Source organism: Bacillus sp. BR3(2024), from assembly GCF_039134555.1.
GTDB classification, from domain to species: Bacteria; Bacillota; Bacilli; order Bacillales; family Bacillaceae_G; genus Bacillus_A; species Bacillus_A cereus.
Window position 1 is genome coordinate 2,437,928 of sequence record NZ_CP152433.1, and the last position, 23,201, is coordinate 2,461,128.

A 23,201-nucleotide genomic window follows, 5' to 3' on the forward strand; every position below is an offset into this window, starting at 1 on the left:
TTTTCTTATGGTTTTTAAATCTTTTTAACATGAGGAAACTATATCTAATTATAAATCTAAATAAATAGATTTACAAGTTATATTGTAAAAAGTAAATACTCACTTGAATTAATATTTATCAACATTTTTATATGTTTTCTATATATACAACGTATATAAAATACTTTACATTATGTTTAAGTTGTTAAATTATTCTGTTAATTTTTTAAAAAGAAAAATGTAAACGTTTTATTAGGGGGAGAAAGTATGGGGAAGTTATTTTTAAAAATATGTTTTTTTGCATTAGTGACCGTATGTTCATTCGCAGCGAAAATATCATACGCTGAAGAGAGGCAACAAAATAATTATCCTATCATATTGGTGAATGGATTTGCTGGATGGGGTAGAGAAGAAATGCTTGGCGTAAAATATTGGGGTGGTGTTCATGATATACAGGAAGATTTGAAACGAAATGGTTATACGGTACATACCGCAGCTGTTGGACCTGTTTCTAGTAACTGGGATCGTGCATGTGAATTGTATGCACAAATTAGCGGTGGGACAGTAGACTATGGTGCAGTCCATGCTGAGAAACATGGACATAATCGTTTTGGCAGAACTTATAGTGGTTTTGCGCCGAATTGGAGTGAAACAAATAAAGTTCATTTAGTTGGACATAGCATGGGTGGACAAACGATTAGAACATTAGTACAGCTATTAAAAGAAGGTAGTTTTGAAGAAAAGAATTATGTAAAAAATCACCCAGACACCAAAATATCACCACTATTTGAAGGCGGAAAATCATACGTTCATAGTGTTACAACATTAGCAACCCCTCACAACGGTACAACACTTGCGGATGGTAGTCTTCTACTGCCGTTCGTTAAAGATTTACTCATTACAGCTGCAAGCTTTGGAGGAAACAATAATTTATCATTATATGATTTTAAATTGGATCAATGGGGTATAAAGAAGAATGCTGGAGAGTCCTTTTTCCAATATAGTAATCGTATTCTAAATAGTTCACTTTGGAAAAATACAAAAGATATAAGTCAATGGGATTTAAGTACAGATGGTGCAAAGGAGTTAAATAATTGGGTAAAGACGCAACCAGATGTGTATTATTTATCCTATAGTGGACATGCATCACAAGCAGCACCTATAACAGGTTTACATTTGCCTCATATAACGATGAATAAAGTGTTAATGGGAAATGCATTTTTCTTAGGTTCTTATGCGAGATATGAAGAAAACCGTCCACTAGTTGATACTTCTTGGTGGCAAAATGATGGTGTAGTAAATACAAATTCTATGATTGCACCCTCTTCTAATGTTACTGTAAATAATAATGAGTCATTACAGATTGGAAAATGGAATCATATCGAAACGAAAGCGAATTGGGACCATCTCGACATGGTAGGGTTAAGTGTTTCAGACTCGTTAGGTTTTTCTAGCATTCAAGAGTTTTATAGAACAATTGCTGAAAAGCTATCACGTTTACCGAAATAGGTAATAATAAAGCGCTCTCGATGGAATTCGAGAGCGCTTTATATTATATTGAAAGAGGGATTTGGTAGAAAAATATGGGGGGATATTATGAAAATTCAAGTTGTATTATCAGGATACGGAACAGTAGGCAGAGAGTTTATAAAATTATTAAATGAAAAATATTCATATATATATGAAACATATGGGATTCAATTAGTTGTAAGCGGCGTATTAGGGAGAAATATTGCAATACATAATGAAGACGGCTTATCACTTCATCATTTATTAATGTATGGTGGCGGTACCGCTGCAATTGAAAAATATTTAGAGTATCATCCGAAGGAACGTGCAACAACTAGCATAAGTGGTACTGTATTGGTAGAATCAACAGTTACAAATCTTAAAGATGGAAATCCAGGGAAACAATATATGAAACAAGCGATTGAAAAACAGATGGATATAGTAGCAATTTCTAAAGGTGCGCTCGTTACAAATTGGAGAGAAATAAATGAAGCAGCAAAAGGCGCAAATATACGAATTCGATATAGCGGTGCAACAGCCGCTGCACTACCGACACTAGACATCGGACAATCTAGTTTAGCCGGTTGCAGTATTGAAAAAATAGAAGGAATATTAAATGGAACAACTAATTATATTCTTACGAAAATGTATGAGGAAGATATGACATTTGAAGAAGCACTGAAAGAAGCACAAAATAAAGGAATTGCTGAGACAAACCCTATATTAGATATAAGTGGTTCAGATAGTGCGTGTAAATTGTTACTTTTGACAAACAGCTTAATGGAAACAGAGAAAACACTTACTGATATACATATAAAAGGAATCGAGCACGTTACAAAACAGCAAATTCGAAATGCTAAGGAACAACATAAAATTATTAAATTAATAGCATCAACATATAAGGATGAGGGAGGCAATGTGAATTTAAATGTTGAACCGTGCCAAATAGAAAAAGATCATCCGTTAGCAAAAGTAAATGGAACCGAAAAAGGAATTACGTTCTTTACAGATACGATGGGACAAGTTACTACAATTGGTGGGGCTTCTAATCCAAGAGGCGCTGCAGCTGCAGCTTTAAAAGATGTAATAAACTTATATCGAAAAGATTTGTAAGACCGTACCGCCCTTTATAAAAAATACATATGCCGTGGACCTTTTGAGAATGAAATAAATATGCAAAAATGATTGCAGGGGGTAAGAAATTGTTTAAGGATTTTAAAGTTGTTAAAGAACGTCCCGTTTATATTCAATTGAAAGATTATTTGAAGAAAATGATTATGAAAGGGCATTTGCTCGGGGATCAAAAAATCCCATCAACAAGGGAACTAAGTGAATTACTAAGTGTGAGTAGAAACACTGTACTCGCTGCTTATGCAGATTTAGAGCAAGAAGGACTCATTTATGCAGTTAAAGGAAAAGGGAACTTTGTTGCCAAGGTGGATATATCTAACACTTCGTCTGTTGAAATAGATTGGAAAAATAAACTTAATACAGTGACCGCATTAGCGGACGAATTAGATTTAATGAAACATGGTGTTCGTTGGGAAAAGGGAATGATTGTTTTTAATAGTATAGCCCCGGATGAGAAGCTATTTGATGTTGAAAATTTCAAAAGAGCTTTTCTTACTCGTATGTCCATTGAAGGGGACATCGTATTGAACTACGGATATGCAAAGGGATATAGACCGTTAATGAATTATTTACTTCATTACATGGAAATGAAAGGTGTAGACATTTCGAATAAAGATATTCTAATTACAAATGGATTTACAGAAGGATTGGATATTGTACTCTCTTCTTTATCAAAAAAATCCGGTCGTGTCATTTGTGAGAATCCAACTCACCATGCTGCACTTAAGCTTTTCCGTTTACATGGACTTGAAGTTCATGGGATTGATATGCATGAGGATGGTATTGATACGAATGAAGTTGAAAAAAGTTTGCGTGAAAAAGATTTTGATTTTGCTTATTTAATTCCTTCTTATCATAATCCAACCGGTATTGTTACGAGTTCAGAGAAAAGAACGGAATTGATGAGGTTATTCTCAAAATACAACGTTCCTATTATAGAGGACGGATTTAATGAAGAATTACGTTATTCAGGTTCACATTTAGCTCCATTATTAACTTTTGCGGGAGCTGGCAATAATGTGATTTATATTAGTAGCTTTTCAAAGGTGCTTTTCCCTGGTTTACGTGTAGGCTGGATTATTGCAGATAAAGAGCTGATTCATTATTTAGAAAGCGTAAAAAGAGCAAGAACGATTCACACATCTACGCTAGATCAAGCTGTTCTGTTTCAATATTTACATGAGGGATATTTTGAAAAATATTTAAAAAAGGCAAGATCTGTTTATAAGAAAAAATATGAGTTAGCTGTCGGGGCATGTAACCAGTACATTCCTTTTAAAAGAATGACTGGAGATGGTGGACTTCATTTATTTATAGAGCTAGAAGAGCATATGAATGCCCGCACACTTTTACAAAAGTGTTATGAGAAAGGCGTTACGTTTTCACCTGGAGATGTTTTTTACTCTGATGGAGAAGGAGCAAACACTTTCCGATTAGGGTTTTCGCGCTTGAAAGAAGAAGAAATAGTTCGTGGAATTAAAATAATTGGTGATACATTAAAAAATGAAATTTGGAGTTGAGAAAATGAAAATCGGTGTTATTATGGGCGGGGTATCGTCTGAAAAACAAGTTTCAATTATGACGGGGAATGAAATGATTGCTCATTTAGATAAAAATAAGTATGAAATAGTTCCAATTACATTAAACGAAAAAATGGATTTAATTGAAAAAGCGAAAGACATTGACTTTGCATTGCTCGCATTACACGGAAAATACGGAGAAGATGGGACAGTTCAAGGAACACTGGAGAGTTTAGGGATTCCTTATAGCGGAAGTAATATGTTATCTAGCAGTATATGTATGGATAAAAATATTTCGAAAAAGATTTTACGTTATGAAGGTGTAGAAACACCAGATTGGATTGAACTTACAAAAATGGAGGATCTAAATCTTGATGAGTTAGATAAGTTAGGATTTCCATTAGTGGTAAAACCAAACTCTGGCGGATCGAGTGTCGGGGTGAAAATCGTTTACAATAAAAATGAATTGATTTCAATGCTAGAAACTGTATTCGAATGGGATTCTGAAGTAGTAATTGAGAAGTATATAAAAGGTGATGAAATTACATGTTCTATTCTGGATGGAAAACAGTTACCTATAGTTTCAATTCGACATGCAGCCGAGTTCTTTGATTACAATGCAAAATATGATGATACTAGTACGGTTGAGGAAGTTATCGAACTTCCAGCAGAAATTAAGGAACGTGTAAATAAAGCTTCACTGACTTGTTATAAAGCATTAAAATGTAGTGTTTATGCAAGAGTTGATATGATGATGAAGGACGGAATTCCATATGTAATGGAAATTAATACATTACCAGGGATGACACAATCAAGCCTATTGCCCAAAAGTGCAGAAGCAGCGGGAATTAGTTATAGCAAACTATTAGATATGATTATTGAAACATCATTAAAAGTTAGAAATGAAGAAGGGTTTTAAGGAGATTATATTACGAATTCTTTTGACAGTTTCACGAAGTATGCTATGATGAATACATTATAAAAACAAAATATTTATCCACTAGGGGGGCCTTTTATAGGCTGAGATCAAATGTGATTTTGAGACTCTTAGTACCTGATCTGGTTAATGCCAGCGTAGGGAAGTGGGAAAGACGTTGCTATTTAATGAGTAAATAAATACTGTCAATTTCACTTTCTTTACGCCTGTAAAGAAAGTTTTTTTATTTTACAGCTTTAATAATTGTGGATAAATACTTATATTTTATACATTATTGGAGGGATTTAAATGACTTTTTCACAATCATTACGTAAAGAAGTAGATTCAATTTGGGAAGCGAGTTTTAACCATCCTTTTGTAAAAAAACTTGGTGAAGGAACGTTAGATTTAGCTAGTTTTCGTTATTATGTGCTTCAAGATTCATATTATTTGAGTCATTTTGCTAGAGTACAAACTTTAGGAGCTGCAAAAGCTCTTGAATTAGAGACGACAGCTCGTATGGCACATCATGCTCAAAATACATATGAAGCAGAGTTATCTTTACATGAGAATTTTGCTAAAAAACTAGGGATAACGAAAGAAGAAAAAGATAATTTTATTCCTGCGCCAACTGCATATGCGTATACTTCACATATGTATCGTGCTGCGTATGAAGGGCATTTAGGAGATATCATTGCAGCAATTTTACCTTGCTATTGGTTGTATTATGAAATTGGCGAACGCTTAAAAGAGTGCCAGCCGGAAGAGCCAATTTATAACGAATGGATTTCTGCTTATGGATCTGATTGGTTCCGTACGCTAGTTGAAGAACAAATTACACGTTTAGATACTATCGCTGAAAAAGTAACAGAGGCAGACCGCAAACGTATGAAACAGCATTTTATTATTAGCAGTCAATATGAATATTCATTTTGGGAAATGGCTTATACATTAGAAAAGTGGCCAGTGGATACAGACGTAAAAGACGTAATTGGATAAAGAATAGAAGTAATGTTATAGATAGGTCTGGATCATACCTATCTATATATTTTTTCTTGTCAAATTTGCGTAAAGTCATTAGTGCTACGGATATGGCGAAATAGAATATCGATAATTTAGCTCATTTACTTGTCTACGCATTAACTGGATAAACTTCTGCCACATTTATTTTACAATTAAAGAACGTAAATGTTGGTGGTATGAAGTTAAATAAGAAAAGAAACCCGAGCTATTAGCTGTAACGGAGTTGTTTTTTCTTTGCAGGAATTTCTAAATTATCATGGAGTGTTGTTAATACGATATGCAAATATGCATATCGTATTTTTTTGAGCTCTTTATGTGTTAAAATCAGATATAGAGATATGGAAATATAAAGAAGCAAAAGCAGGAATATCCAATGAATTTTGAGAGGTGTTATATGTTTACAAATAAGAAATTAATTCGATTTGGTTTATCGTTATTTGTATTTTTAGGGATAATTAATTTTACAATCAGCTATTTCCAAGCATATCTTGAAACAGCGGCAGATATTAAATGGGTAATTCCAGAAATTTGGAAAACTATTTTGCTAGATGCTCCTCAAGGGATACTTGTTCTTTTAGGCGCAATTGCTTTATATGATTTCACAAAAGAGGCATCACAAAAAGACGCATCAATCTAAATGTGTCTTTTTTCAATTAGCAATTTCATAGAGAGTTTTGCTGGAGAAATAGAATGAAAAGCCCTAATTAGGGCTTTTTTTGTTGGAATTTCTTATCCGTCATAGAAACCGGTCACTTGGAGGTGTTATAGCGAAAGCCATTTACAGTACAGAAAAATCTAAGCAGCAGACGGAAATATATAGGATATGGCATCATAATTATTGAGAAATTAATTGAACTTAGTAAGTATGAAGATATGACGCTAGAATTCATATTTTTTAATTTTTATTTATCCCGCTATTTGCCGGGCAGTAAGCCCCCCACCTCAAAATTCAGCGGAAGCAAAGAAGTTAGGTAGGGGATGAACAAAACCCCACTGATTAAAGTTTCACTTTATAAAAATGAGCCCATAGTAAAAATAGGTATATGAACAAGGTGCATCATCTAGTGATAAGTCATACTTTGTTGGTGTACGTATTGAACTTAGTTTATAGCGTTATTTCTACTTAGATGTAACGAACAGGAATATAGGGAAGTATCGATGAGGTTGTATTTTATAAACGGAGGTTATGAAAATGAATCAGTTTCAACAAGAACTACAAGCGTTAAGCCTTAATGATTACCGGTCTGGAAATATTGTCTATTGGGACCAGCAAAACCAATATCCATATTACTATATTGAAGATGCTGCTCGTCGCTGTGGCGGTTGTGGTCGTTGTGGCGGTTGTGGTGGAGGTCGTTGTGGCGGCTTCCGTTGTGGTGGCTTCCGTTGTATTGGTTGCTTCGGTTGTTTTGGTTGCGGAGGCTGTGGCGGTTGTGGAGGCTGTGGTGGTTGCTCTAACTGTTTTGATGGTTTTACTGATACTACCGGTACTATTGTAACGTATGAATATTGATAACATCTATCTTGCTAGTTGCGGGCAGTAACATCCCCAAAAAAATTCAGCGAGAGCAAAGAGAAGTTAGGTGGCGGACTACCCATAAAAGCACAATTGGTGAGGGCTAATTAAAGTTTCACCTTATCAATTAAAAAACATTAGTTTTATATATGTACGTGCCGACAAAGAATATAGCCATTTTTAATGGATATATTCAATCATTCAAGTGAAAGAGTAACAATAAGATATATAGATGTAATCAAGATGTGATGGATAAAGCAATGACTAGATTTAAAATCTAATCATTGTTTTTTTCTTATGGTTTTGTTATTAAATATCTGTCTAGTTTAGGCATTGCTTCCTTCTAGCTAATGATTTTATTACAACCGTGTAAGGTTAATGTAATGTTAATCGATAGTAAATGAAGTTGCTTAAGTGTATTTTAAATAAGATTAAAAAGTACTGTTTATCTACAAAATAATAGGGTAAATACTATGTAATTAGGAAGTGTATGAATATGGTTGAACTAAAATCTATTTTCCATTCGTATAAACTAAAGAGAAAAATAGCTAAAGATTTATACGGAAAAAGAGATGAATTATCACTGTTATTAAATGAATTTAATAATATGAAATGTACAGTAACATCTGAAAAGAAGAAAAATAATATATTATCTCGTTTGCAACTAATTTATCAAAATATGAAATTAGATAAGCAGTATCCTCTATCAGTTGCTTTTGATAGTAAATTATTGGAGCGATTAGAAAAAGAACCTCTACATACTATTGAGGATGGTGTAACATGTTTACATCTAATGTTAGATGTGAATTATGAGAAAATAAAACAATATGGTTCGAGTACAAGTAGGTCATTTGTTCCATTATCGCAGTCTTCTATTTGTCTTGCTGATTGTATTTGTTTAACAGGAGTTGTAGTAGGTTTACTAGGAGCAATTTCATTTGGGGGATTACTGTTATCTATATGTTCAATTACATAAAGGTTGATATTTGTAAAAAGGGCACCGAATTAAGGTGTTCTTTTTTGGTTTTTTTGTAAAGATATTGTAAATGAAAAGTACAATGCATTAAGTATAATGTATAATTCGAATGTATTGAAATTCAAATATAATAGAGGTGTTATACATGATAATTACTTTGAATTTTTAAATGAGTCGGTTTGATAATAATTTATGTAGATAAACAGTTTTTACGTTTCTTTTAAATACTTGGTTTAAATGGATTAGATTAAGTAACTATTGTTCTAGCTTTTTGATAATCAAGACAACTGAAGAAAGGAAGCAATCATTTTATGAAAAAATTAAGGCTGCTAACATTTGAAAATATAGTAGAACCCCTTTTAAATGAAAAGGTATCATTTATATACTTTCCTATTGAATGGCTGGACATCGTAGAGATACATTATAAGACATTTTTATTAACGAGTAAGTTGAAACGTTTGAATGAAAGATTGTATGATATGTTTTCGGATATATTGTTTATTCAGCATAACCCGTACGTATTAAATGAAAATACACCATGGATTGTATCGAAAGAACCTATTAGACAAGAGCAGCTCGATTATATTTTTCAAAGTTGGTATGAGATTATTCATGATTGGAAACCAAATAGATTAGTAGAACCACCAAAATATGAATGGCAATCCGATTTGATTTCTCATTTGCCAGTACTACATGATAATGAAACGTATTCTAAGTGGGTGCCCGCTTTAATCTCACATATTTTTTGTGAGCGTCCTATATATTTAGAAAATACAAATGCAGAAGAAATCTATTTTTCCCCTCTTAGATCACAAAATATTTGTGAGGCGATGTCAGGGCCGATAAAAGATGAAAAAACACAAGATTTTTTCTCCTATGTATATCGATTCGAATGCATAACCCGCGGTGGTGAGAACGCTCCATTATTAAATATTTCAATAGGGATTCGGAGATTTTATCAAGAATATAAGATGATAGGTCAAACAAACCTTGATATGACAACGTTTGTTTGACTTTTTTTGATAAAATGCAAACATTTTGCAAACATAGGTTATCCAAAGATACTTTTACCGAAGTTTTTAACTGCTTCTTCCTGCATATTCGGTAAAACATGAGAATAGACACTTAATGTCATTGAAATATCTGTATGACCTAATCGCTCACTGATGATTTTAGGGTTAACTCCTTGTTTCAATAGTAGAGTGGCGTGTGTATGTCTTAAATCATGGAATTTAATTTCTTTTATACCTACTTTGTGTGTCATCCTAATGAAACTTTTTCTGAAATGTGCTCTTTTTATGATTTTTCCAAACTCATTACAATTTATTAAATCTTGATCTAGATAAGCAGAGCCAAACTTTAATTTCTCTTTATTGATTAAAATTTTATGTTTTTTTAAGGCTGCTATTGTTTCATTAGGTACAGGAATTGTACGTTTTGATGAATTTGTTTTTGCAGTTTTTTTGATTTTATTGTCATGACCAGATGTTTGATTTATTGTAACAGTATGTTTTTCAAAATCAATGTCCTGCCATCGTAACCCTAGAACTTCTCCCAGACGCATACCTGTAGTTATTGCAAGTAGATACCCAATGTGATATCGTGATTCTTGTGAATGAGCTAAAAACTTTTTTACTTCTTCCTCTGTCCAAGTCTGGATAGGGGTTTTTTCTTTTTTAGGTATCTCAGCAAAATCTGCTGGATTTCGAGAAATAATATTTTGTTTTACGGCTAGGTTTAAAGCGCTCTTTAAAATTCTATGCATAAGCAGAATAGAATTGTTTGCAATCCCTTTATCTATCGCAGTCTTATAACATTTTTGAATGTGTATAACATTTAATTTATGGAGCGCAACCATTCCTATACTAGGTATAACATGTTGGTTGATAAATGCCTTATAGCCAGCAAAGGTACTCCTTTCTATGCTCATACTTTTAATTTCTAGCCAATGATTTAGGTAATCTTTTAGTGTAACTTTAGATGGCTCTATAAAAGTTCCTTCATTCAACTCTGTAATTTTCTTTGCCACATCAGCCTGTGCTTCTTTTTTTGTCTTATACCCAGAAAACCACTTTTGTCTTCTTTTTCCTGTCTCTGGATCAGGACCGATATCAATAACGATACAGTATTTATTTCCTCTTTTTCGAATATGTCCTTTCACTTAAAACACTCCTTCATTTGTTTTGAATCATGTTGTATAAGTCTAGTTGTAATTTTGCTGCTATGAAAATTACATGTTTGGACATATCAGCGATGGATATATTTTACCATATAAAAATAAATTCAGTTATAGTGTAGGGGGATTCATCTGTTGTTAAACAATAGTGAAATGTCTACTCCGATTATTAAATGCAATATTGCATATTTTTTTAGGAAGTTTACAAAACAAGGAATATATTAATATTTTTAACTTTCTCAAGTATTTTCAGAATATGAGAGAATAGATGTTTGGGTTATTTGTGATAGAATATTCTTAATAATATAATTTGAAGGAACGAAAAAGACCCATAGCGTGTGTAATTGTGCTGGGAACACTTTTACACCGTTTGCCCTAATTGTAGTAGGGAAAACATTTGCCATGAGCCTTTTAGTTACGACTATGCGTAACATATACGGCTAGTATAACACAACTTTTAGATGTAATTCATCATTAAGGTGCGTTTTCATGATAGGGAAGTGTGTCTTGTTCCAATAAGGGGGACAAAACATGTGGAAAGCTCTAAATCAAATTGAAAAAGAGTTATGTGCAGCTGGAATAAGGAAAAATAAACTAGCAAATTATTGGGGAGTTAAGCCAAGTACTGTTACAAAAGTTTTTAAAGGTAACACAGACATGAGTTTTGGCTTTCTTTCTAAGACAGTCATCCTATTAAACAAAGGCATACAGGTTCAAGAAAATTTATTAACAGATTATATAAATATTACGAAACCAAAATCAGAAAACTTACGTGAGGCAATGGAGGATTTAGCTTTAAGGGGAAAGTTTAATCTATTAATTAATATTATAAATAGTGAATCACAATCAAAGGTAGCAGAAAATAGAGAATTTGCTAATGTGTATCGAATTATATATAGACGATATATAGGTGAGATTGATGCTATACAGTACCATAAGGCATTAAGCCTCGAAAGTAAATCAATAAGAACCTCAGAGATGGAAGTGTTAATTGAGATTTTATTATGTCAAGCGCAATATCAATCGGGTAATTTTACTTCTTTAAATGAGCGATTAAAATCTCTTGAAATAAAACTAAATAAAATAAGTAATAGGTACATTCGAGAATGTTATAAATTACGATATAAAGAAGCCATTGCGGTTACTTCGTTGCAGGGTGGTGAAGTCATTGAAGCAAGGCATGTTAGCATGGAACTATTAGATGATCTTGAATGGGATAACTTTTTTTCTTTTCCAAAAGTAAATGCATATTTAAAGCTAGGAGAATCGTATATTTTTTCAGCGAATGAATATGAGAAAGCAAAATATTATTTGGAAAAGACTCTTGAAGTGCTTGGGGATAGTAAGATTAATGGAATTGAGAGAAAAAGAAAAATGGTGCAGCATACATTATCATTTTTAAAGATTCATCATGATAAAGAAATTAGTAGCATAGATGTTGTTCATCCAGGTGAACTAGCATATTTAAGGATTAAACAAGGTAAGAGGATTGAAGCGAGAAAACTATTGATTCAATTAAAAGAGAAGAATGGAAGGTTAACAGACATACAGACTGCATATTTAGGTTTAACATATGAAGGTACTAAAAAAGAAGAGTTAATGAAACGTTCTCTTTTGATGTGTCAAAAATCAGGGAATATATTTTATTCGAATTTACCAAAAATACACTTGGGTTTAATTTGAATAATTGGTATAATTGTCTTCGGAAAGAGGTGAAATTATGAAAAAAATAATTACAATCATTCCTGCGCTATTAATAGCTGCTACATTATTCATTAACACTGATTCTATAAAAGAAAAACCTAGTACAAATGATTTAAAACCTACAATTCAACACATGATGGTTGACCCTGGTGGCGGCTGGTAAAATACATAATAAGTTTATATATATTACAAATGACATCGTCTTAATTGACGATGTCATTTGTAGTTTTAGGAGAAATTTCTTTTTTTGCTGAAAGAAGAAAAAAGAAATTATTGTAAAAAAATACCAAAACTCAAAGAGGGAGATTGAAGAAGATGAAGAGCAAAGAAGGGGAAGTTAATTTAATTAAACAAGCTTTATTACTTTTGCAAGAAGAGGATAATCCAAAAGAGAAATTATTTTCTATCTGTTTGAGTGAATCCAAAAAAGAAAAAGTTATGTAAAAAAGACTATCTAACTTTTTGGATAGTCTTTTTACACTACATATTTCCTTTAGATTTTTCGTAGTTCACAAACATCTCTAATTGCTCTAACGCTTTTTTTCGTTGTTCTTCAGGTAAGTCATTAATGATCTGAAGAATTTCGTGTGCTTCTTTTGTTAACTGTAAGTCTTCGCCCGCTGTTAAATCTGGTGAATCAGATAAACCTAACAAATAATCTGTGGTTACTTTTAAATAATTTGCTATCTTCTGAAGTGTACGTGTACCGGGTGCTTTTTTTCCCTCAACATAATTATAAACAGAAACATGACTAACACCAATTGCATCAGCTAACTGTTGTTGGGTGATGCTCTTCTTTTCAATTAATGATTTCAATCTCTCATGACTAAACATAATAAAAAACACCCCAAGTTTATTTTATATGAAATTATTTTTTCTTAATTACTATTATGGTGTCACACTGTCATTATATATTAACTATCAGTTAAGTGGAAAGGTAATTTTTTCGAAAAAAGTTTTAGGAAACACTTGAACTTAACTTTAGGTTAAGTTATTATGTAATTAACAACAAAAACGGAAGAGAGGAGTTGTTTATGAAAACTCTAAAGCAGCTACGTGTAGAACAGGGATATACATGTAGGGAAGTAGCTGAAGCCGTTGGTATTACTGAAGTTTATTATTGGTATATAGAAAACGGGAAGCGTCGACCTTATTATGATTTAATTGTGAAAATTGCTGAGTTTTTTAAAGTGAAGTTAGATGCAATTAAAATTTTTTGTCCATAACTTAACCTTAAGTTAAGTTATGTTTGGTTAAGTAAATTAGAAAGGAGCAAAAAAATGGGATTAGATCAAATCATTAAAGAGTCAATCCGTGAAGTTGTTCGCGAAGAAATTCAAGCAGCTTTAGCTTCATTCCAACAACAATCACAACCAAACAAGGTAATGAGGGTGAAAGAAGCAGCTGCTTACCTCAATATAGCAGTTTGTAGAATGTATGAATTAGCAAATCACCCACATTTTCCAGTGATTAGGGAAGGTCGTAAATTACTTTTCTTGCAAAAGGATTTAGAAGCTTGGCTTGAAGCACAAAAGGAAGTGATTTAGTGGAAGATACAACATCATTAGCTATATTAGCGATATTAATTGCATGTGGTTCATGGTTGTTTTACATAACTTATGAGCCGATAAAACACTGGGCTTGGAGTGATGTGAAGCAAAGTAAAAAGACCCATGGCAGTGGGTCCTTTTCGAAAAATAAGTTGTTATAAGTATACCACGGAAAGTAGGGAAATAGCACATTGGTTTTATGAAAAGGAGTGAAAGCTATGAACAACAAGGTATTACAAATAGGGCAGATAAATTTTCGTGGCAATGTTATAGATCATGGATGGTTTAAAACACTTACATTAGATAATGGTAAACCTAATATTGTTGCAATTACTATCTTAGGAGAAATTGTTTATTGGTATAAACCTACTGAAGTAAGAAGTGAAGAATCTAGTCAAGTTCAATATAAACAAAAGTTTAAGGCAGATACGCTTCAAAAGAGTTATCAACAATTAGCCGATTCATTTGGGTTTACAAAAAGACAAGTAAAAGAAGCATGTGACTTTCTGAAAGAACGTGGACTTATAAAAATTGAATTTAGGACGATTCTTGTTAACGGAACTAGGTGTAATAACGTTATGTATGTTGAACCTGTACCTGAAATGATTCAGAAAATATCTATTATATATTGGGGAAATGGTAACCCTCCTACACTGAAAAGTAATAGCCCTATTACTTTAGAAAGCAAGAGGGTCTTACATTCTAAAGCAATACCCCCCTACGATAAAACGGAAGAGTCTCTTACACTAGAACGTAAGACAAATACAGAGATTACTACAAATATTACTACAAATATAAATGATGATGATAATGCTACTTCATCTCAAAAATTAATTGATCAAGAATTTAAAATCAGTTACAACTTTTTACTTAAAAAGGGTATTCCGTTAAGTGAAATTGCAATCCAAGAATTAGGTGAGTTTTGTGATAGATTCGGTAATGAATTAATTACTCACGCTGTTAATAAAGCAATTGATGAAAATGTACCAAAGTGGAGATATATCCGTAGTATTTTAAGTAGTTGGGAAAAGGCAAAAGTAAAAACATTAGATGATGTTGCTGCTTTAGATACTCGATTTGAAATGAGCAAGCAAAATAAAAAGCGTACTGGCAAAGGAATTGCTAATCGAACTGAATCTGTACCAGATTGGTTACATCAGCAGGAAGAACATGAACCAGTGCAACAACCGCAGCAAATCCCAAACGAGGATGATAGGAAACGTTTGGATGAGATTTTAAACAAATATAAAAATACTAAGGGGGGGTAAGGTATAAAAAATACAACGATTATGAAAGCTGAACAGTTTCAAGAGGATTTGTTAAAAGGTAAGAAATCCTTAAATGATTTAAGAGAAGAAATTGGTTTAGAGAAGTTAAATGAACCGGCATTCAATACTTTATTGAAGGTCAAAATAGAAAATAAAAGAGTTGTAAATTTGATTCATCTGAACAGAGAAGAATTTAGTACGGAAACCATTCATACAAGGGCAATGCCAGCAATTAATGATTGTTTTAATGAATTAAGAGTTTTTAACTACGGATGTGCAAATACGTTTGAAGAATATGAAAAGTTGGTACATGAGGATTGTGAAATGATAAAAAAAACAATCAACAACTACATTGATGCAATGGGAAAAGCGATGATCCATTTGGGTGAATCTGTAGAGAAATGGCAAGATTAACCCCTCGCAGCGCCAACTACGAAGGGTTAGAATTAATAAATTTTTATAACTTTAAATTTTAAAAGTTTGTTATTTTCGGCAGGGTTTCGTTTTACAACACAACGAATTTTACCTAATTCAATTAATTGATCTACAACTTTAAGCATGGTGTCAGATGAAAGATGTTGGAGTCTTCCATCTGATAATAAAAAGTTCATATTCAAGTGTTTTTGAGAATCTGGATGTAATAAATCCCTATTTTCATTAATGATTTGAAGAATTAGTTCTTGGGTAGATTCATAAGCCATAGTTTTACCTCCTTTCCAAATATATGTTTATTTTACATGAATTTAGCAATGAAGTTGTCTGAAAAAAATACTAAGGGGGAGTTAAAGATGAAAAATACAGGTATTGTAAGGAAAGTCGATGAGTTAGGTCGTGTAGTAATTCCAGTAGAGTTACGCAGAACTTTGGGTATTGCTGAAGGTACATCACTAGACTTTCATGTTTATGGAGACAACATCCTTTTGAAAAAACAAGAAAAGTCATGCTTTGTAACGGGGGAAGTGTCTGACTCTAATATTGAATTGTTAGGTGGCCGAATGTTTTTAAGTAAGGAAGGGGCAAGTGAGTTGCTGAACCTTCTTAAAAAGAGCGGGATGGCCAATGTCTAAGCAATTAAATATTTTCGATGTAGCTCCAGACATTTGTGAGTTTGATGTCATGAAAGCAAACGTGAAGAAAGGAACTGGACGAAATACATATGCTGATGTACGCGTCCAAGTTCCCAAGGATGCAAAGTGCACGGATGAATTACCGCGTACCACTAAACAAGATGATCGTTATGACATCTTTGAACAATATACAATGGCAATTTGGAGATTTCAACGAGCTGTAGATAAGTTTTTTAATTGGGATGCAGCCGAAGAATTGTGTAAGGCAGCAAGAGATAAAAAAGAAATAATTCCGGTACGGATTTACTTAGGAAGTGGATTTAAACCTGATGTTGTCGAGTACATGAAGTGAGGAAAAGGGAGAGGAACATATGAAGAAAGAAATCGATGTTACAAGTAATAAAGTATATGTGGTTACGGATGGAAAAATCCTTTCTTTTGAACCACCGGCAAGCGGTTTTGGTGAACAAGTTGTAATTTGGGTTAACGGTAAAGTTGGTCATGTTAAAACTACCTCCAATGAAATGATAAAGTAATTAGCTTTTTAAGGGAGTGTTTGAAATGTCGGCTTTTAAAGTTCGAATTGTCTTAGAAGAAGTGGATTTCTTATGGGATCTAAGAGAGGTTTTCCAGTTTCGAGAACTTTGGAATAGTAACTACACACTTTTAGAGATTTCGAAAAGGTTTAAAAGAAAGCAAATAGAAGTAGCGGCACTTATTTTGGATCAAGTGGATAAGTTTAAGATCCACAAAAGAAAAATGGGTTTAGGAGAAATTGGCGACAAAAAAGTTCGGAATAAAAAGAAAAAAGAAATGCCATTATACGTCTACATTGCTTTAGAAGAGGTAAATTTTATCTGGAATGAGGACGATGTAGAACTTTTTAAGGATTTATGGATGAAGCAGCTTGGCATTGAAGAAATAGCAAGCAAATTAAGAAGGCATCAAATTGAAATAGCAACATTAATACTGGATCAGTTCGGTTTAGAATACATGCTTAATTGTTTAATAGATACGAAAAAAAGAGTTGCTTAATTAAATTAGTGAGGGAGCGAATGGAAATGAACTTAACTAAAATATTTGGAATGCAAAAGGTATTAGATACAAGAATCATCAAGGAGCACGGGCTGGAAGGCCAAAATTTATTTTACAATATGATCCTTGCTTTACAAGTTGAAATTGGAGAACTTGCAAATGAAACTAGATGTTTTAAGCATTGGAGCAATAAAGGGCCAAGTGAAAAAAAAGTTATTTTGATGGAATATGTTGACGGTTTACATTTCATAGCCTCATTAGGCAACGGTATTGGCTTTAATCCTAATGGATATAGTGCGGAATTTCTAAATCACAACGCAAATGTTTTTTCTGCAAGTTCTTTAGTCAGTCAATTCAACAATGTATATGAAGCTGTATCGGAATTCCGTGCAACTCAAGACATTGATCTTTATGAAGAATTATTGTACTCGTTCTTAGGTTTAGGTAAGAAATTAGGATTCACATTTGAAGAGATGGAGCAAGGTTATTACAAGAAGAACGAAGTAAATCATCAACGTCAGAATAACGGGTATTAAGCAATGAAAGGTATGTGCATAGATGTGGATCATTCAGCTTTACTGGGAATAAATGAAGAATATTTTTTATTCCCAGCTAAGCCTAATCATTACTATGTCAGCAAATTTGATCGTAAGGAATCGCATTTTGGATGTTATCCAGTAGAGAGATTTAAAGTGGTGGAAAACGAGGTTTGGACACCAGAACCGCAAATCAATATGCCGAATTTAGATGAAAGTAAATTCTATAAAGCTCAATTGATTTGGCGAACAAAAGGCTATCAAGATAAACCACTTAAGGAATACATTCTAAGGCCTAAAGGTACACATTGTTTCTTCTGGCATGATCAAGAACGTGAAAAATTATGCGGATGTTTTCCAATACATTGGTTTGCTAATTTTGAAGAATTAGCAGCGGAACGAGAAGAAGTTAAAGAAACGCCAAAGCAGGAACTTGTTTCATTGTTGGAAAGACCTGGTGGACAACTAGCTTTCTTTTAAAATCAGAATGTTATTAAGAAATGGAGTTTGTAATGAAAAGAGCCATGAGTTGTGAAGGCTCATGGCTCATTGTATAAGGGTAAAGTCGTAATGACTTTATAAGTAAATAATATCACGAATATCCAAATAAATACAATAAAAGTAAATTAAATGGTATAAAATTTGAATTTTGTTAAAAAGGAGAATGAGAGATGTACGTTTATATAGTCACATTAACACATTTCACGGATGAAACTTATCATGAAAATGTTTGTGTTTGTCCAACGAAGGAATTGGCGAAAGAACAAGCAGATAAATTACAAAAGGAAAAAGATCCTACATTTAATGAGTGGAAATACAGTTGGGAAATGGTGAAGGTAATAACTGAATAAAAGCGTTATTTGGTCGGAAAGGGGAGGACAGGAATGGAACTAAATAAAGTTTATCCAGGACATTGTTTAGACGTACTAAAAACTTTTCCGGATAATTTTGTGAGTACCGTGGTCACGAGTCCTCCATATTGGGGATTACGTGATTACGGGGTAGATGGCCAGATTGGATTAGAGGCAACGGTAGAAGAATATGTATCGAATCTTGTATCTGTATTTAGAGAAGTAAAGCGTGTGCTAAGGGATGACGGAACACTTTGGCTAAATCTTGGTGATGCATACGCTGGAAGTGGACGTGGAAGAAATGCAGATGGGAAAGGAAATCCAGGTAACAATCATTTTCAAAGTGTTGGCCAAGTTACTGGAATTGTTTCAGTCACAAAAACAGTAGATGGATTAAAACCAAAGGATTTGATTGGTTTACCTTGGCGAGTAGCTTTCGCATTACAGCAAGATGGTTGGTATTTAAGACAAGATATCGTTTGGAACAAGCCAAATGCAATGCCAGAGAGTGTAAGGGATAGGCCTACTAAGTCGCATGAATACATTTTCTTGTTAAGTAAGTCGCCTAAATACTATTACGATCACGAAAGTATTAAGGAGCCAGCAGTTTATGGCCAACAAGATGTTCGAGGTTCAGAAGGCGCATTTGGTTCGCCACAAAGAGCAAAAAGAGTAAACAAAGAGAAAGGTGCTTTTAACGGTAAATATGGACATGAAGCATTTAGAGCAATTCGAGATAAAAGAAATAAAAGATCGGTATGGACAGTATCAACAAAACCATTAAAAGAAGCACACTTTGCTACATTTCCAGAAGCATTAATTGAACCGTGTATATTAGCTGGGGCTCCAGCTGAAGGAATTGTTATGGATCCATTCTTCGGTTCAGGAACAGTTGGTCGTGTCGCTGCAAAGCATAATAGAAATTTTATTGGTATTGAATTGAATCCTGGTTATATAGAGATATCTGATAGATTACTAAGCAATGTTCAGTTGGAATTAATAAATCATTTTTAAACAAAATAGTTATTTTATGGAGGGATAGAAGTGGAAAATGAATGTCAGCATTGGTTCAGAGAATTTAGAGTTGAAAGTAGCAACGGAAGAGTTTCATGTATTTGGTTTTATTGTCAAAAGTGCTTAAAGATCGAGAAAAGATCAGTATAAAATTCTTATTTCAACAGAAAAAAGAGCGCTATCCCGTGCGCTCTTTGACCAAGTTTAAAATCGAAAAGTATCGGCAATTAAATCTTATGTATGTTTTTAGTTTATGTGCAAGTTTGAATCAAATCTTTATTTGAGAGGGGAACGAAATCGTGAAATATGATAAACAAGAATGTCCGAAATGTAGCAAGCCAGTTAAAACTTTATATAGACCATCAATGAGTCATAAAGGCCCAAATCTTTGCTATTGGTGTAATAAGAAACGTGTTAAAGAAGAAAAAGCAATGAGCGCACAAAAATAATACAAAATCTCTATTTGAAAAACGAACAAAAAGCACTACTGGATCCAGTGAAAGTTCGTGATTTAATACAAAATCGTTATTTGAAAGGGGAATGAGTAATGAAGGAAATATCAGAATTAGAAGATCGTCTTAGAAATGAAATGGTAACTCGTATGGATGACGCTGACATAGTTGATATATTAGTTGTTTTGGAAAAAGCGAAAGAAGAAATTGACGGTTGGAAACAAAGTCACAACAAGCTTATGAAAACTTTAGTGAAAACTGAACATGAACACCGAAAGGCGTTGGAACTACTACAGAAGGATGCAAATAAAACCATTAAAGAATGGGAACGTATTAGCAACAAGCAAGTTGAACATTTAACTCGGAATGGAAAAGAAATTATTGGTTTGACTGAAGCGTATTTTGATACGCTCGTGTATTTATCTACATTGGAAGATATTGATGCAGTTCATAAAGCAATAAAAGATATTGTTGAAGATAAACAAATTTCTTAACCAAAACGCTATTTTAATTGCAAGAAGGAGTCGTGATAAATACAATCAATATTTACAGACTAGTCAAGTAAAGGAGTTTATTAAAAAACAGTAGAAAAAGAGAGTGGTAACTGATAAATGAGTATGTTAATAATCTTTAATATTGTAGAAAAATAACAAAAAATAAATTTTTGCATATCCTGAATCCGTATATAAAAAATTGATGGTAAGGGTGAGGATGATGAATCAGTTTTTTTATAATTACCCATATTTCTATAATACACCTAGACAGCCTACTATTTATAGGTTAAGTAGTCCAATGAAGTATGTTTTTATAAATAAAATTTTTGAAGAAATTAGAGATACCAGTTGTATTAAATGGGAGCAACAAAATGATTTTTGCTATACAAAGGTTATTAGTTATATTCCATATAAAACTAAGGAAGTCTGTGAGCCAGGTGTACCACATAAAGTAAAATATCCGTGCAAACAAAAAAGAATCACAAATTTGTATGGTGAGATTGAAGTATATCTACCTGAGAGTTTATCAAATAATCCCGTTATAAATCAGTGCTTGAGTAGTAGTGTTTCTGCTGCGACAAAAAGGTTTGAAGAAGTAGTAGGAGGGAACATTTCAAAAGAAACTATAATACAGGCTGACAGAGAGGTTGAAAAATTATTTAGGGAACAAGTATATTTTTGTTTAAAAAAAACATCTATGTCAGAAATAGATATTGATATTTTTTGGAATGGGGCAAAAATAAACGCAAGTGCTTATGGAACTCTAAAACAGGATTGGACTGAAATGGTATAAGGTATTAAGTGTATGTTGTGAAAATTCTTAGCGAATTTCAATTGTTTACTAATAAAAGCGTTAAAAATTTATTGGTACTATGTTTTGTATTCTTTAGACCAAAATTTTTTTGTTAAAATAATCCTTTAAAGTAAAGCAAACAGAATATAGTCCGGCTAGAAAACTAGAGGACACCAATTCATTAAAGCAGCAATTTGAGCTGTTTTAGGAATAGGTGTCCTTTTTATTTTGAAAAGGGAGATGGGGAAATGAAGGGGTTAAAGGATCAATTGCGTGAATGGAAAAAGCAATCAAAAAAAGTAAATAAGAAAAATAAGAAAAAACAAAAAGAGAAATTAAGCACACGCGACATTGAGGATTTAATGGGAATTTATGGTCCACGTTATGAACGAAGACGTGGGGCAGTAAGACAAAAATAATAACATTGGAGGAATTTAATATGAATAAACAACTATCATTTAAGATGCCAATTGTGGATGGAAAAAGAACAAAACAAGAAATCGAAAAAGTATTTAATGAGTATCGTAGATATTTAGCAACTATGCCATGTGATATGCTGCCAAAAGTGACAGCGTCGTATTCTATTGTTCCTCCATCGAATACAAATGAGTTTAATAGTTCGACTGAAAATATTGCAATAGAAAGAATAGAGTATGAACAAGAACGAAATAAATTTATGAGTTGGTTGTATGACGGTGTGAATCGTCTAAGGGATGATGAACGTGAAGTGATTGTGAAATTTTATATGGAACATGATTCTGGATATGATCAAGATATCTGGATGGATTTAGGTATAGGTAAAACAAAATATTATAAGTTAAAAGGACGAGCGATATTACGTTTAGCTTTCAATCTAAAGAAAGAGGTGTTTCAAAAAACGCGTAGACAAAAAGAGGGGCAAAGTATATGAATATTGTACAGCCGATTCGAGATAAAGAAATAATACAAGAAATAAAAGAGTTTTATAAGGAACAGAATGAGAGGAACTACATTCTGTTTCTTCTTGGTATTAATACAGGATTCAGAATATCGGATATATTACGTTTACGTGTTCGTGATGTAGAAGGCTGGAATATTGTGATACGCGAAAAGAAAACAAGGAAGATCAAAGATGTGAAGATGCCTTCAGAGCTGAAGAGAGCTATTAGAAATTATACTGAAGGAAAGCCAAAGAATGAATACCTGATTAAGAGTAGAAACGGAAAAAATAAACCGATTACTCGTGCAATGGCATATGTAATATTGAATCAAGCTGCAGAAGAGTTTGGGTTGGAACGTATCGGTACTCATTCACTTAGAAAGACATATGGTTATCATCATTACAAACAATTTAAAGATGTAGTTGCCTTGCAAAAGATGTTAAATCATACAGATCAGAAAGAAACATTGAGATACATTGGAATGGAGCAAGATACATTAAATGATTATCAAAGGAAGTTTAGAATTTAGCTCCTTTATTTTTTTATCAATTATTGAATTAGCTTTAAACTGAAAGTGTCAAATTCATTTTTATAAAATGCGTAAGAGATTGGTATATCTAAGGTTAAACGGAATGGGTGAATTTAACACAATCTAGTTTATAGCTAATTCATTTTTAAAGATTATTAGACGTAAATAACAGAAATATGGTAGAAAACCATTGATTTTTTGTCTAATTTTTAATGGTTGCTTTATTAAGGTATGATATACAT

General features: G+C 32.9%; 34 protein-coding genes, 1 pseudogene and 1 riboswitch. Of the genes and pseudogenes, 32 read left to right on the top strand and 3 right to left on the bottom strand.

Going from position 1 to position 23,201, the window contains the following annotated elements:
- Positions 1 to 246: 246 nt before the first annotated feature.
- The 10 genes and pseudogenes from V7S45_RS12505 to V7S45_RS12550 all read left to right on the top strand — a co-directional run bounded on the left by V7S45_RS12505 (position 247) and on the right by V7S45_RS12550 (position 9,583).
- Complete coding sequence (locus V7S45_RS12505) at positions 247 to 1,488, top strand: lipase (RefSeq protein ID WP_000517071.1); 1,242 nt, start codon at positions 247 to 249, stop codon at positions 1,486 to 1,488.
- Positions 1,489 to 1,575: 87 nt separating this feature from the next.
- Complete coding sequence (locus V7S45_RS12510; RefSeq protein ID WP_025687518.1) at positions 1,576 to 2,601, top strand: homoserine dehydrogenase; 1,026 nt, start codon at positions 1,576 to 1,578, stop codon at positions 2,599 to 2,601.
- Between the two features lie 89 nt (positions 2,602 to 2,690).
- Positions 2,691 to 4,139 carry a PLP-dependent aminotransferase family protein gene (locus V7S45_RS12515; protein WP_000471644.1) on the top strand — a complete coding sequence of 483 codons (1,449 nt, stop codon included), beginning with the start codon at positions 2,691 to 2,693 and terminating at the stop codon, positions 4,137 to 4,139.
- A 4-nt stretch (positions 4,140 to 4,143) separates the two neighbouring features.
- On the top strand, positions 4,144 to 5,058 hold the full coding sequence (locus V7S45_RS12520) for a D-alanine--D-alanine ligase (RefSeq protein WP_342761857.1): 915 nt from the start codon (positions 4,144 to 4,146) through the stop codon (positions 5,056 to 5,058).
- 73 nt (positions 5,059 to 5,131) lie between these two features.
- Positions 5,132 to 5,237: riboswitch (TPP riboswitch) on the top strand.
- Between the two features lie 127 nt (positions 5,238 to 5,364).
- Positions 5,365 to 6,054 (top strand): thiaminase II, encoded by a 690-nt coding sequence (tenA, locus tag V7S45_RS12525; protein ID WP_000144509.1) that lies wholly within the window; start codon positions 5,365 to 5,367, stop codon positions 6,052 to 6,054.
- A 397-nt stretch (positions 6,055 to 6,451) separates the two neighbouring features.
- Positions 6,452 to 6,715: a DUF3937 family protein gene (locus V7S45_RS12530; protein WP_088344664.1), complete on the top strand. Its 264-nt coding sequence runs from the start codon at positions 6,452 to 6,454 to the stop codon at positions 6,713 to 6,715.
- A 555-nt stretch (positions 6,716 to 7,270) separates the two neighbouring features.
- Positions 7,271 to 7,591, top strand: a complete 321-nt coding sequence (locus V7S45_RS12535) for a heterocycloanthracin/sonorensin family bacteriocin (RefSeq protein ID WP_001071364.1) — start codon at positions 7,271 to 7,273, stop codon at positions 7,589 to 7,591.
- 149 nt (positions 7,592 to 7,740) lie between these two features.
- Positions 7,741 to 7,875, top strand: a pseudogene (locus V7S45_RS12540) (site-specific integrase); the annotation flags it as partial.
- Positions 7,876 to 8,084: 209 nt separating this feature from the next.
- A complete protein-coding gene (locus V7S45_RS12545) occupies positions 8,085 to 8,570 on the top strand; it encodes a hypothetical protein (RefSeq protein ID WP_025687515.1) in 486 nt (161 codons plus the stop codon).
- A gap of 311 nt (positions 8,571 to 8,881) precedes the next feature.
- Positions 8,882 to 9,583, top strand: coding sequence for a DUF3962 domain-containing protein (locus V7S45_RS12550; protein ID WP_243821005.1), 702 nt, complete (start codon positions 8,882 to 8,884; stop codon positions 9,581 to 9,583).
- 38 nt (positions 9,584 to 9,621) lie between these two features.
- On the opposite strand, the gene V7S45_RS12555 is transcribed toward V7S45_RS12550, so the two are convergent.
- The gene (locus V7S45_RS12555) at positions 9,622 to 10,731 is read right to left on the bottom strand and encodes a tyrosine-type recombinase/integrase (protein WP_342761858.1); all 1,110 of its coding nucleotides are present in this window, start codon (positions 10,729 to 10,731) and stop codon (positions 9,622 to 9,624) included.
- 546 nt (positions 10,732 to 11,277) lie between these two features.
- Here V7S45_RS12555 and V7S45_RS12560 point away from each other — a divergent pair.
- The 3 genes from V7S45_RS12560 to V7S45_RS12570 all read left to right on the top strand — a co-directional run bounded on the left by V7S45_RS12560 (position 11,278) and on the right by V7S45_RS12570 (position 12,894).
- On the top strand, positions 11,278 to 12,429 hold the full coding sequence (locus V7S45_RS12560; protein ID WP_063264024.1) for an AimR family lysis-lysogeny pheromone receptor: 1,152 nt from the start codon (positions 11,278 to 11,280) through the stop codon (positions 12,427 to 12,429).
- Between the two features lie 37 nt (positions 12,430 to 12,466).
- Entirely contained in the window at positions 12,467 to 12,613 is a 147-nt protein-coding gene (locus tag V7S45_RS12565) for a hypothetical protein (protein WP_000720921.1), read from the top strand.
- A gap of 152 nt (positions 12,614 to 12,765) precedes the next feature.
- A complete protein-coding gene (locus tag V7S45_RS12570; protein WP_000836783.1) occupies positions 12,766 to 12,894 on the top strand; it encodes a hypothetical protein in 129 nt (42 codons plus the stop codon).
- Between the two features lie 36 nt (positions 12,895 to 12,930).
- On the opposite strand, the gene V7S45_RS12575 is transcribed toward V7S45_RS12570, so the two are convergent.
- Positions 12,931 to 13,284, bottom strand: coding sequence for a helix-turn-helix transcriptional regulator (locus tag V7S45_RS12575; protein ID WP_000491236.1), 354 nt, complete (start codon positions 13,282 to 13,284; stop codon positions 12,931 to 12,933).
- Between the two features lie 200 nt (positions 13,285 to 13,484).
- Here V7S45_RS12575 and V7S45_RS12580 point away from each other — a divergent pair, with 200 nt between their 5' ends.
- The 5 genes from V7S45_RS12580 to V7S45_RS12600 are packed head-to-tail and all read left to right on the top strand — an operon-like array spanning position 13,485 to position 15,682.
- The gene (locus V7S45_RS12580; RefSeq protein ID WP_000854271.1) at positions 13,485 to 13,676 is read left to right on the top strand and encodes a helix-turn-helix transcriptional regulator; all 192 of its coding nucleotides are present in this window, start codon (positions 13,485 to 13,487) and stop codon (positions 13,674 to 13,676) included.
- 54 nt (positions 13,677 to 13,730) lie between these two features.
- Positions 13,731 to 13,997: a helix-turn-helix domain-containing protein gene (locus V7S45_RS12585; RefSeq protein ID WP_000522030.1), complete on the top strand. Its 267-nt coding sequence runs from the start codon at positions 13,731 to 13,733 to the stop codon at positions 13,995 to 13,997.
- Positions 13,997 to 14,161, top strand: coding sequence for a hypothetical protein (locus V7S45_RS12590; RefSeq protein WP_202822734.1), 165 nt, complete (start codon positions 13,997 to 13,999; stop codon positions 14,159 to 14,161). The genes V7S45_RS12585 and V7S45_RS12590 overlap by 1 nt, the downstream gene beginning before the upstream one ends.
- A 57-nt stretch (positions 14,162 to 14,218) precedes the next feature.
- The gene (locus V7S45_RS12595; protein ID WP_342761859.1) at positions 14,219 to 15,268 is read left to right on the top strand and encodes a DnaD domain protein; all 1,050 of its coding nucleotides are present in this window, start codon (positions 14,219 to 14,221) and stop codon (positions 15,266 to 15,268) included.
- Between the two features lie 21 nt (positions 15,269 to 15,289).
- A complete protein-coding gene (locus V7S45_RS12600) occupies positions 15,290 to 15,682 on the top strand; it encodes a hypothetical protein (RefSeq protein WP_342761860.1) in 393 nt (130 codons plus the stop codon).
- A 32-nt stretch (positions 15,683 to 15,714) separates the two neighbouring features.
- Here the strand turns inward: V7S45_RS12600 and V7S45_RS12605 are convergent, their stop codons facing one another.
- Positions 15,715 to 15,969: a hypothetical protein gene (locus V7S45_RS12605; RefSeq protein ID WP_342761861.1), complete on the bottom strand. Its 255-nt coding sequence runs from the start codon at positions 15,967 to 15,969 to the stop codon at positions 15,715 to 15,717.
- Positions 15,970 to 16,056: 87 nt separating this feature from the next.
- Between V7S45_RS12605 and V7S45_RS12610 the strand changes: the two genes are divergently transcribed.
- The 14 genes from V7S45_RS12610 to V7S45_RS12675 all read left to right on the top strand — a co-directional run bounded on the left by V7S45_RS12610 (position 16,057) and on the right by V7S45_RS12675 (position 22,959).
- Positions 16,057 to 16,335 carry an AbrB/MazE/SpoVT family DNA-binding domain-containing protein gene (locus tag V7S45_RS12610; protein ID WP_324656564.1) on the top strand — a complete coding sequence of 93 codons (279 nt, stop codon included), beginning with the start codon at positions 16,057 to 16,059 and terminating at the stop codon, positions 16,333 to 16,335.
- Complete coding sequence (locus V7S45_RS12615; protein WP_342761862.1) at positions 16,328 to 16,687, top strand: cell division protein SepF; 360 nt, start codon at positions 16,328 to 16,330, stop codon at positions 16,685 to 16,687. The genes V7S45_RS12610 and V7S45_RS12615 overlap by 8 nt, the downstream gene beginning before the upstream one ends.
- Before the next feature lie 19 nt (positions 16,688 to 16,706).
- The gene (locus tag V7S45_RS12620; protein ID WP_000711473.1) at positions 16,707 to 16,871 is read left to right on the top strand and encodes a DUF3954 domain-containing protein; all 165 of its coding nucleotides are present in this window, start codon (positions 16,707 to 16,709) and stop codon (positions 16,869 to 16,871) included.
- Positions 16,872 to 16,896: 25 nt separating this feature from the next.
- Positions 16,897 to 17,370, top strand: a complete 474-nt coding sequence (locus tag V7S45_RS12625; RefSeq protein ID WP_324656563.1) for a sugar ABC transporter substrate-binding protein — start codon at positions 16,897 to 16,899, stop codon at positions 17,368 to 17,370.
- 20 nt (positions 17,371 to 17,390) lie between these two features.
- Positions 17,391 to 17,906, top strand: a complete 516-nt coding sequence (locus V7S45_RS12630; RefSeq protein WP_342761863.1) for a dUTP diphosphatase — start codon at positions 17,391 to 17,393, stop codon at positions 17,904 to 17,906.
- A gap of 3 nt (positions 17,907 to 17,909) precedes the next feature.
- On the top strand, positions 17,910 to 18,386 hold the full coding sequence (locus V7S45_RS12635) for a hypothetical protein (RefSeq protein ID WP_324656561.1): 477 nt from the start codon (positions 17,910 to 17,912) through the stop codon (positions 18,384 to 18,386).
- A 191-nt stretch (positions 18,387 to 18,577) separates the two neighbouring features.
- Positions 18,578 to 18,757, top strand: coding sequence for a hypothetical protein (locus V7S45_RS12640; protein ID WP_044797250.1), 180 nt, complete (start codon positions 18,578 to 18,580; stop codon positions 18,755 to 18,757).
- Between the two features lie 33 nt (positions 18,758 to 18,790).
- Positions 18,791 to 19,771, top strand: coding sequence for a site-specific DNA-methyltransferase (locus tag V7S45_RS12645; RefSeq protein ID WP_342761864.1), 981 nt, complete (start codon positions 18,791 to 18,793; stop codon positions 19,769 to 19,771).
- A gap of 299 nt (positions 19,772 to 20,070) precedes the next feature.
- Complete coding sequence (locus V7S45_RS12650; RefSeq protein ID WP_000872736.1) at positions 20,071 to 20,220, top strand: hypothetical protein; 150 nt, start codon at positions 20,071 to 20,073, stop codon at positions 20,218 to 20,220.
- Between the two features lie 98 nt (positions 20,221 to 20,318).
- Complete coding sequence (locus V7S45_RS12655; protein ID WP_342761865.1) at positions 20,319 to 20,717, top strand: hypothetical protein; 399 nt, start codon at positions 20,319 to 20,321, stop codon at positions 20,715 to 20,717.
- Between the two features lie 220 nt (positions 20,718 to 20,937).
- A complete protein-coding gene (locus V7S45_RS12660; protein WP_342761866.1) occupies positions 20,938 to 21,510 on the top strand; it encodes a hypothetical protein in 573 nt (190 codons plus the stop codon).
- 248 nt (positions 21,511 to 21,758) lie between these two features.
- A complete protein-coding gene (locus V7S45_RS12665; protein ID WP_342761867.1) occupies positions 21,759 to 21,929 on the top strand; it encodes a hypothetical protein in 171 nt (56 codons plus the stop codon).
- A 20-nt stretch (positions 21,930 to 21,949) separates the two neighbouring features.
- On the top strand, positions 21,950 to 22,420 hold the full coding sequence (locus V7S45_RS12670) for an ArpU family phage packaging/lysis transcriptional regulator (RefSeq protein ID WP_061884219.1): 471 nt from the start codon (positions 21,950 to 21,952) through the stop codon (positions 22,418 to 22,420).
- Positions 22,417 to 22,959, top strand: a complete 543-nt coding sequence (locus tag V7S45_RS12675) for a tyrosine-type recombinase/integrase (protein ID WP_001028515.1) — start codon at positions 22,417 to 22,419, stop codon at positions 22,957 to 22,959. The genes V7S45_RS12670 and V7S45_RS12675 overlap by 4 nt, the downstream gene beginning before the upstream one ends.
- The last annotated feature ends 242 nt before the right edge of the window (positions 22,960 to 23,201 follow it).

Coding starts and splice junctions, on each gene's coding strand:
- V7S45_RS12505 (WP_000517071.1), top strand. CDS start 247: ATGGGGAAGTTATTTTTAAAAATATGTTTTTTTGCATTAGTGACCGTA.
- V7S45_RS12510 (WP_025687518.1), top strand. CDS start 1,576: ATGAAAATTCAAGTTGTATTATCAGGATACGGAACAGTAGGCAGAGAG.
- V7S45_RS12520 (WP_342761857.1), top strand. CDS start 4,144: ATGAAAATCGGTGTTATTATGGGCGGGGTATCGTCTGAAAAACAAGTT.
- tenA (WP_000144509.1), top strand. CDS start 5,365: ATGACTTTTTCACAATCATTACGTAAAGAAGTAGATTCAATTTGGGAA.
- V7S45_RS12530 (WP_088344664.1), top strand. CDS start 6,452: ATGAATTTTGAGAGGTGTTATATGTTTACAAATAAGAAATTAATTCGA.
- V7S45_RS12535 (WP_001071364.1), top strand. CDS start 7,271: ATGAATCAGTTTCAACAAGAACTACAAGCGTTAAGCCTTAATGATTAC.
- V7S45_RS12545 (WP_025687515.1), top strand. CDS start 8,085: ATGAATATGGTTGAACTAAAATCTATTTTCCATTCGTATAAACTAAAG.
- V7S45_RS12550 (WP_243821005.1), top strand. CDS start 8,882: ATGAAAAAATTAAGGCTGCTAACATTTGAAAATATAGTAGAACCCCTT.
- V7S45_RS12560 (WP_063264024.1), top strand. CDS start 11,278: ATGTGGAAAGCTCTAAATCAAATTGAAAAAGAGTTATGTGCAGCTGGA.
- V7S45_RS12565 (WP_000720921.1), top strand. CDS start 12,467: ATGAAAAAAATAATTACAATCATTCCTGCGCTATTAATAGCTGCTACA.
- V7S45_RS12570 (WP_000836783.1), top strand. CDS start 12,766: ATGAAGAGCAAAGAAGGGGAAGTTAATTTAATTAAACAAGCTTTATTA.
- V7S45_RS12575 (WP_000491236.1), bottom strand. CDS start 13,284: ATGTTTAGTCATGAGAGATTGAAATCATTAATTGAAAAGAAGAGCATC.
- V7S45_RS12580 (WP_000854271.1), top strand. CDS start 13,485: ATGAAAACTCTAAAGCAGCTACGTGTAGAACAGGGATATACATGTAGG.
- V7S45_RS12585 (WP_000522030.1), top strand. CDS start 13,731: ATGGGATTAGATCAAATCATTAAAGAGTCAATCCGTGAAGTTGTTCGC.
- V7S45_RS12595 (WP_342761859.1), top strand. CDS start 14,219: ATGAACAACAAGGTATTACAAATAGGGCAGATAAATTTTCGTGGCAAT.
- V7S45_RS12600 (WP_342761860.1), top strand. CDS start 15,290: ATGAAAGCTGAACAGTTTCAAGAGGATTTGTTAAAAGGTAAGAAATCC.
- V7S45_RS12605 (WP_342761861.1), bottom strand. CDS start 15,969: ATGGCTTATGAATCTACCCAAGAACTAATTCTTCAAATCATTAATGAA.
- V7S45_RS12610 (WP_324656564.1), top strand. CDS start 16,057: ATGAAAAATACAGGTATTGTAAGGAAAGTCGATGAGTTAGGTCGTGTA.
- V7S45_RS12615 (WP_342761862.1), top strand. CDS start 16,328: ATGTCTAAGCAATTAAATATTTTCGATGTAGCTCCAGACATTTGTGAG.
- V7S45_RS12620 (WP_000711473.1), top strand. CDS start 16,707: ATGAAGAAAGAAATCGATGTTACAAGTAATAAAGTATATGTGGTTACG.
- V7S45_RS12625 (WP_324656563.1), top strand. CDS start 16,897: ATGTCGGCTTTTAAAGTTCGAATTGTCTTAGAAGAAGTGGATTTCTTA.
- V7S45_RS12630 (WP_342761863.1), top strand. CDS start 17,391: ATGGAAATGAACTTAACTAAAATATTTGGAATGCAAAAGGTATTAGAT.
- V7S45_RS12635 (WP_324656561.1), top strand. CDS start 17,910: ATGAAAGGTATGTGCATAGATGTGGATCATTCAGCTTTACTGGGAATA.
- V7S45_RS12640 (WP_044797250.1), top strand. CDS start 18,578: ATGTACGTTTATATAGTCACATTAACACATTTCACGGATGAAACTTAT.
- V7S45_RS12645 (WP_342761864.1), top strand. CDS start 18,791: ATGGAACTAAATAAAGTTTATCCAGGACATTGTTTAGACGTACTAAAA.
- V7S45_RS12655 (WP_342761865.1), top strand. CDS start 20,319: ATGAAGGAAATATCAGAATTAGAAGATCGTCTTAGAAATGAAATGGTA.
- V7S45_RS12660 (WP_342761866.1), top strand. CDS start 20,938: ATGAATCAGTTTTTTTATAATTACCCATATTTCTATAATACACCTAGA.
- V7S45_RS12665 (WP_342761867.1), top strand. CDS start 21,759: ATGAAGGGGTTAAAGGATCAATTGCGTGAATGGAAAAAGCAATCAAAA.
- V7S45_RS12670 (WP_061884219.1), top strand. CDS start 21,950: ATGAATAAACAACTATCATTTAAGATGCCAATTGTGGATGGAAAAAGA.
- V7S45_RS12675 (WP_001028515.1), top strand. CDS start 22,417: ATGAATATTGTACAGCCGATTCGAGATAAAGAAATAATACAAGAAATA.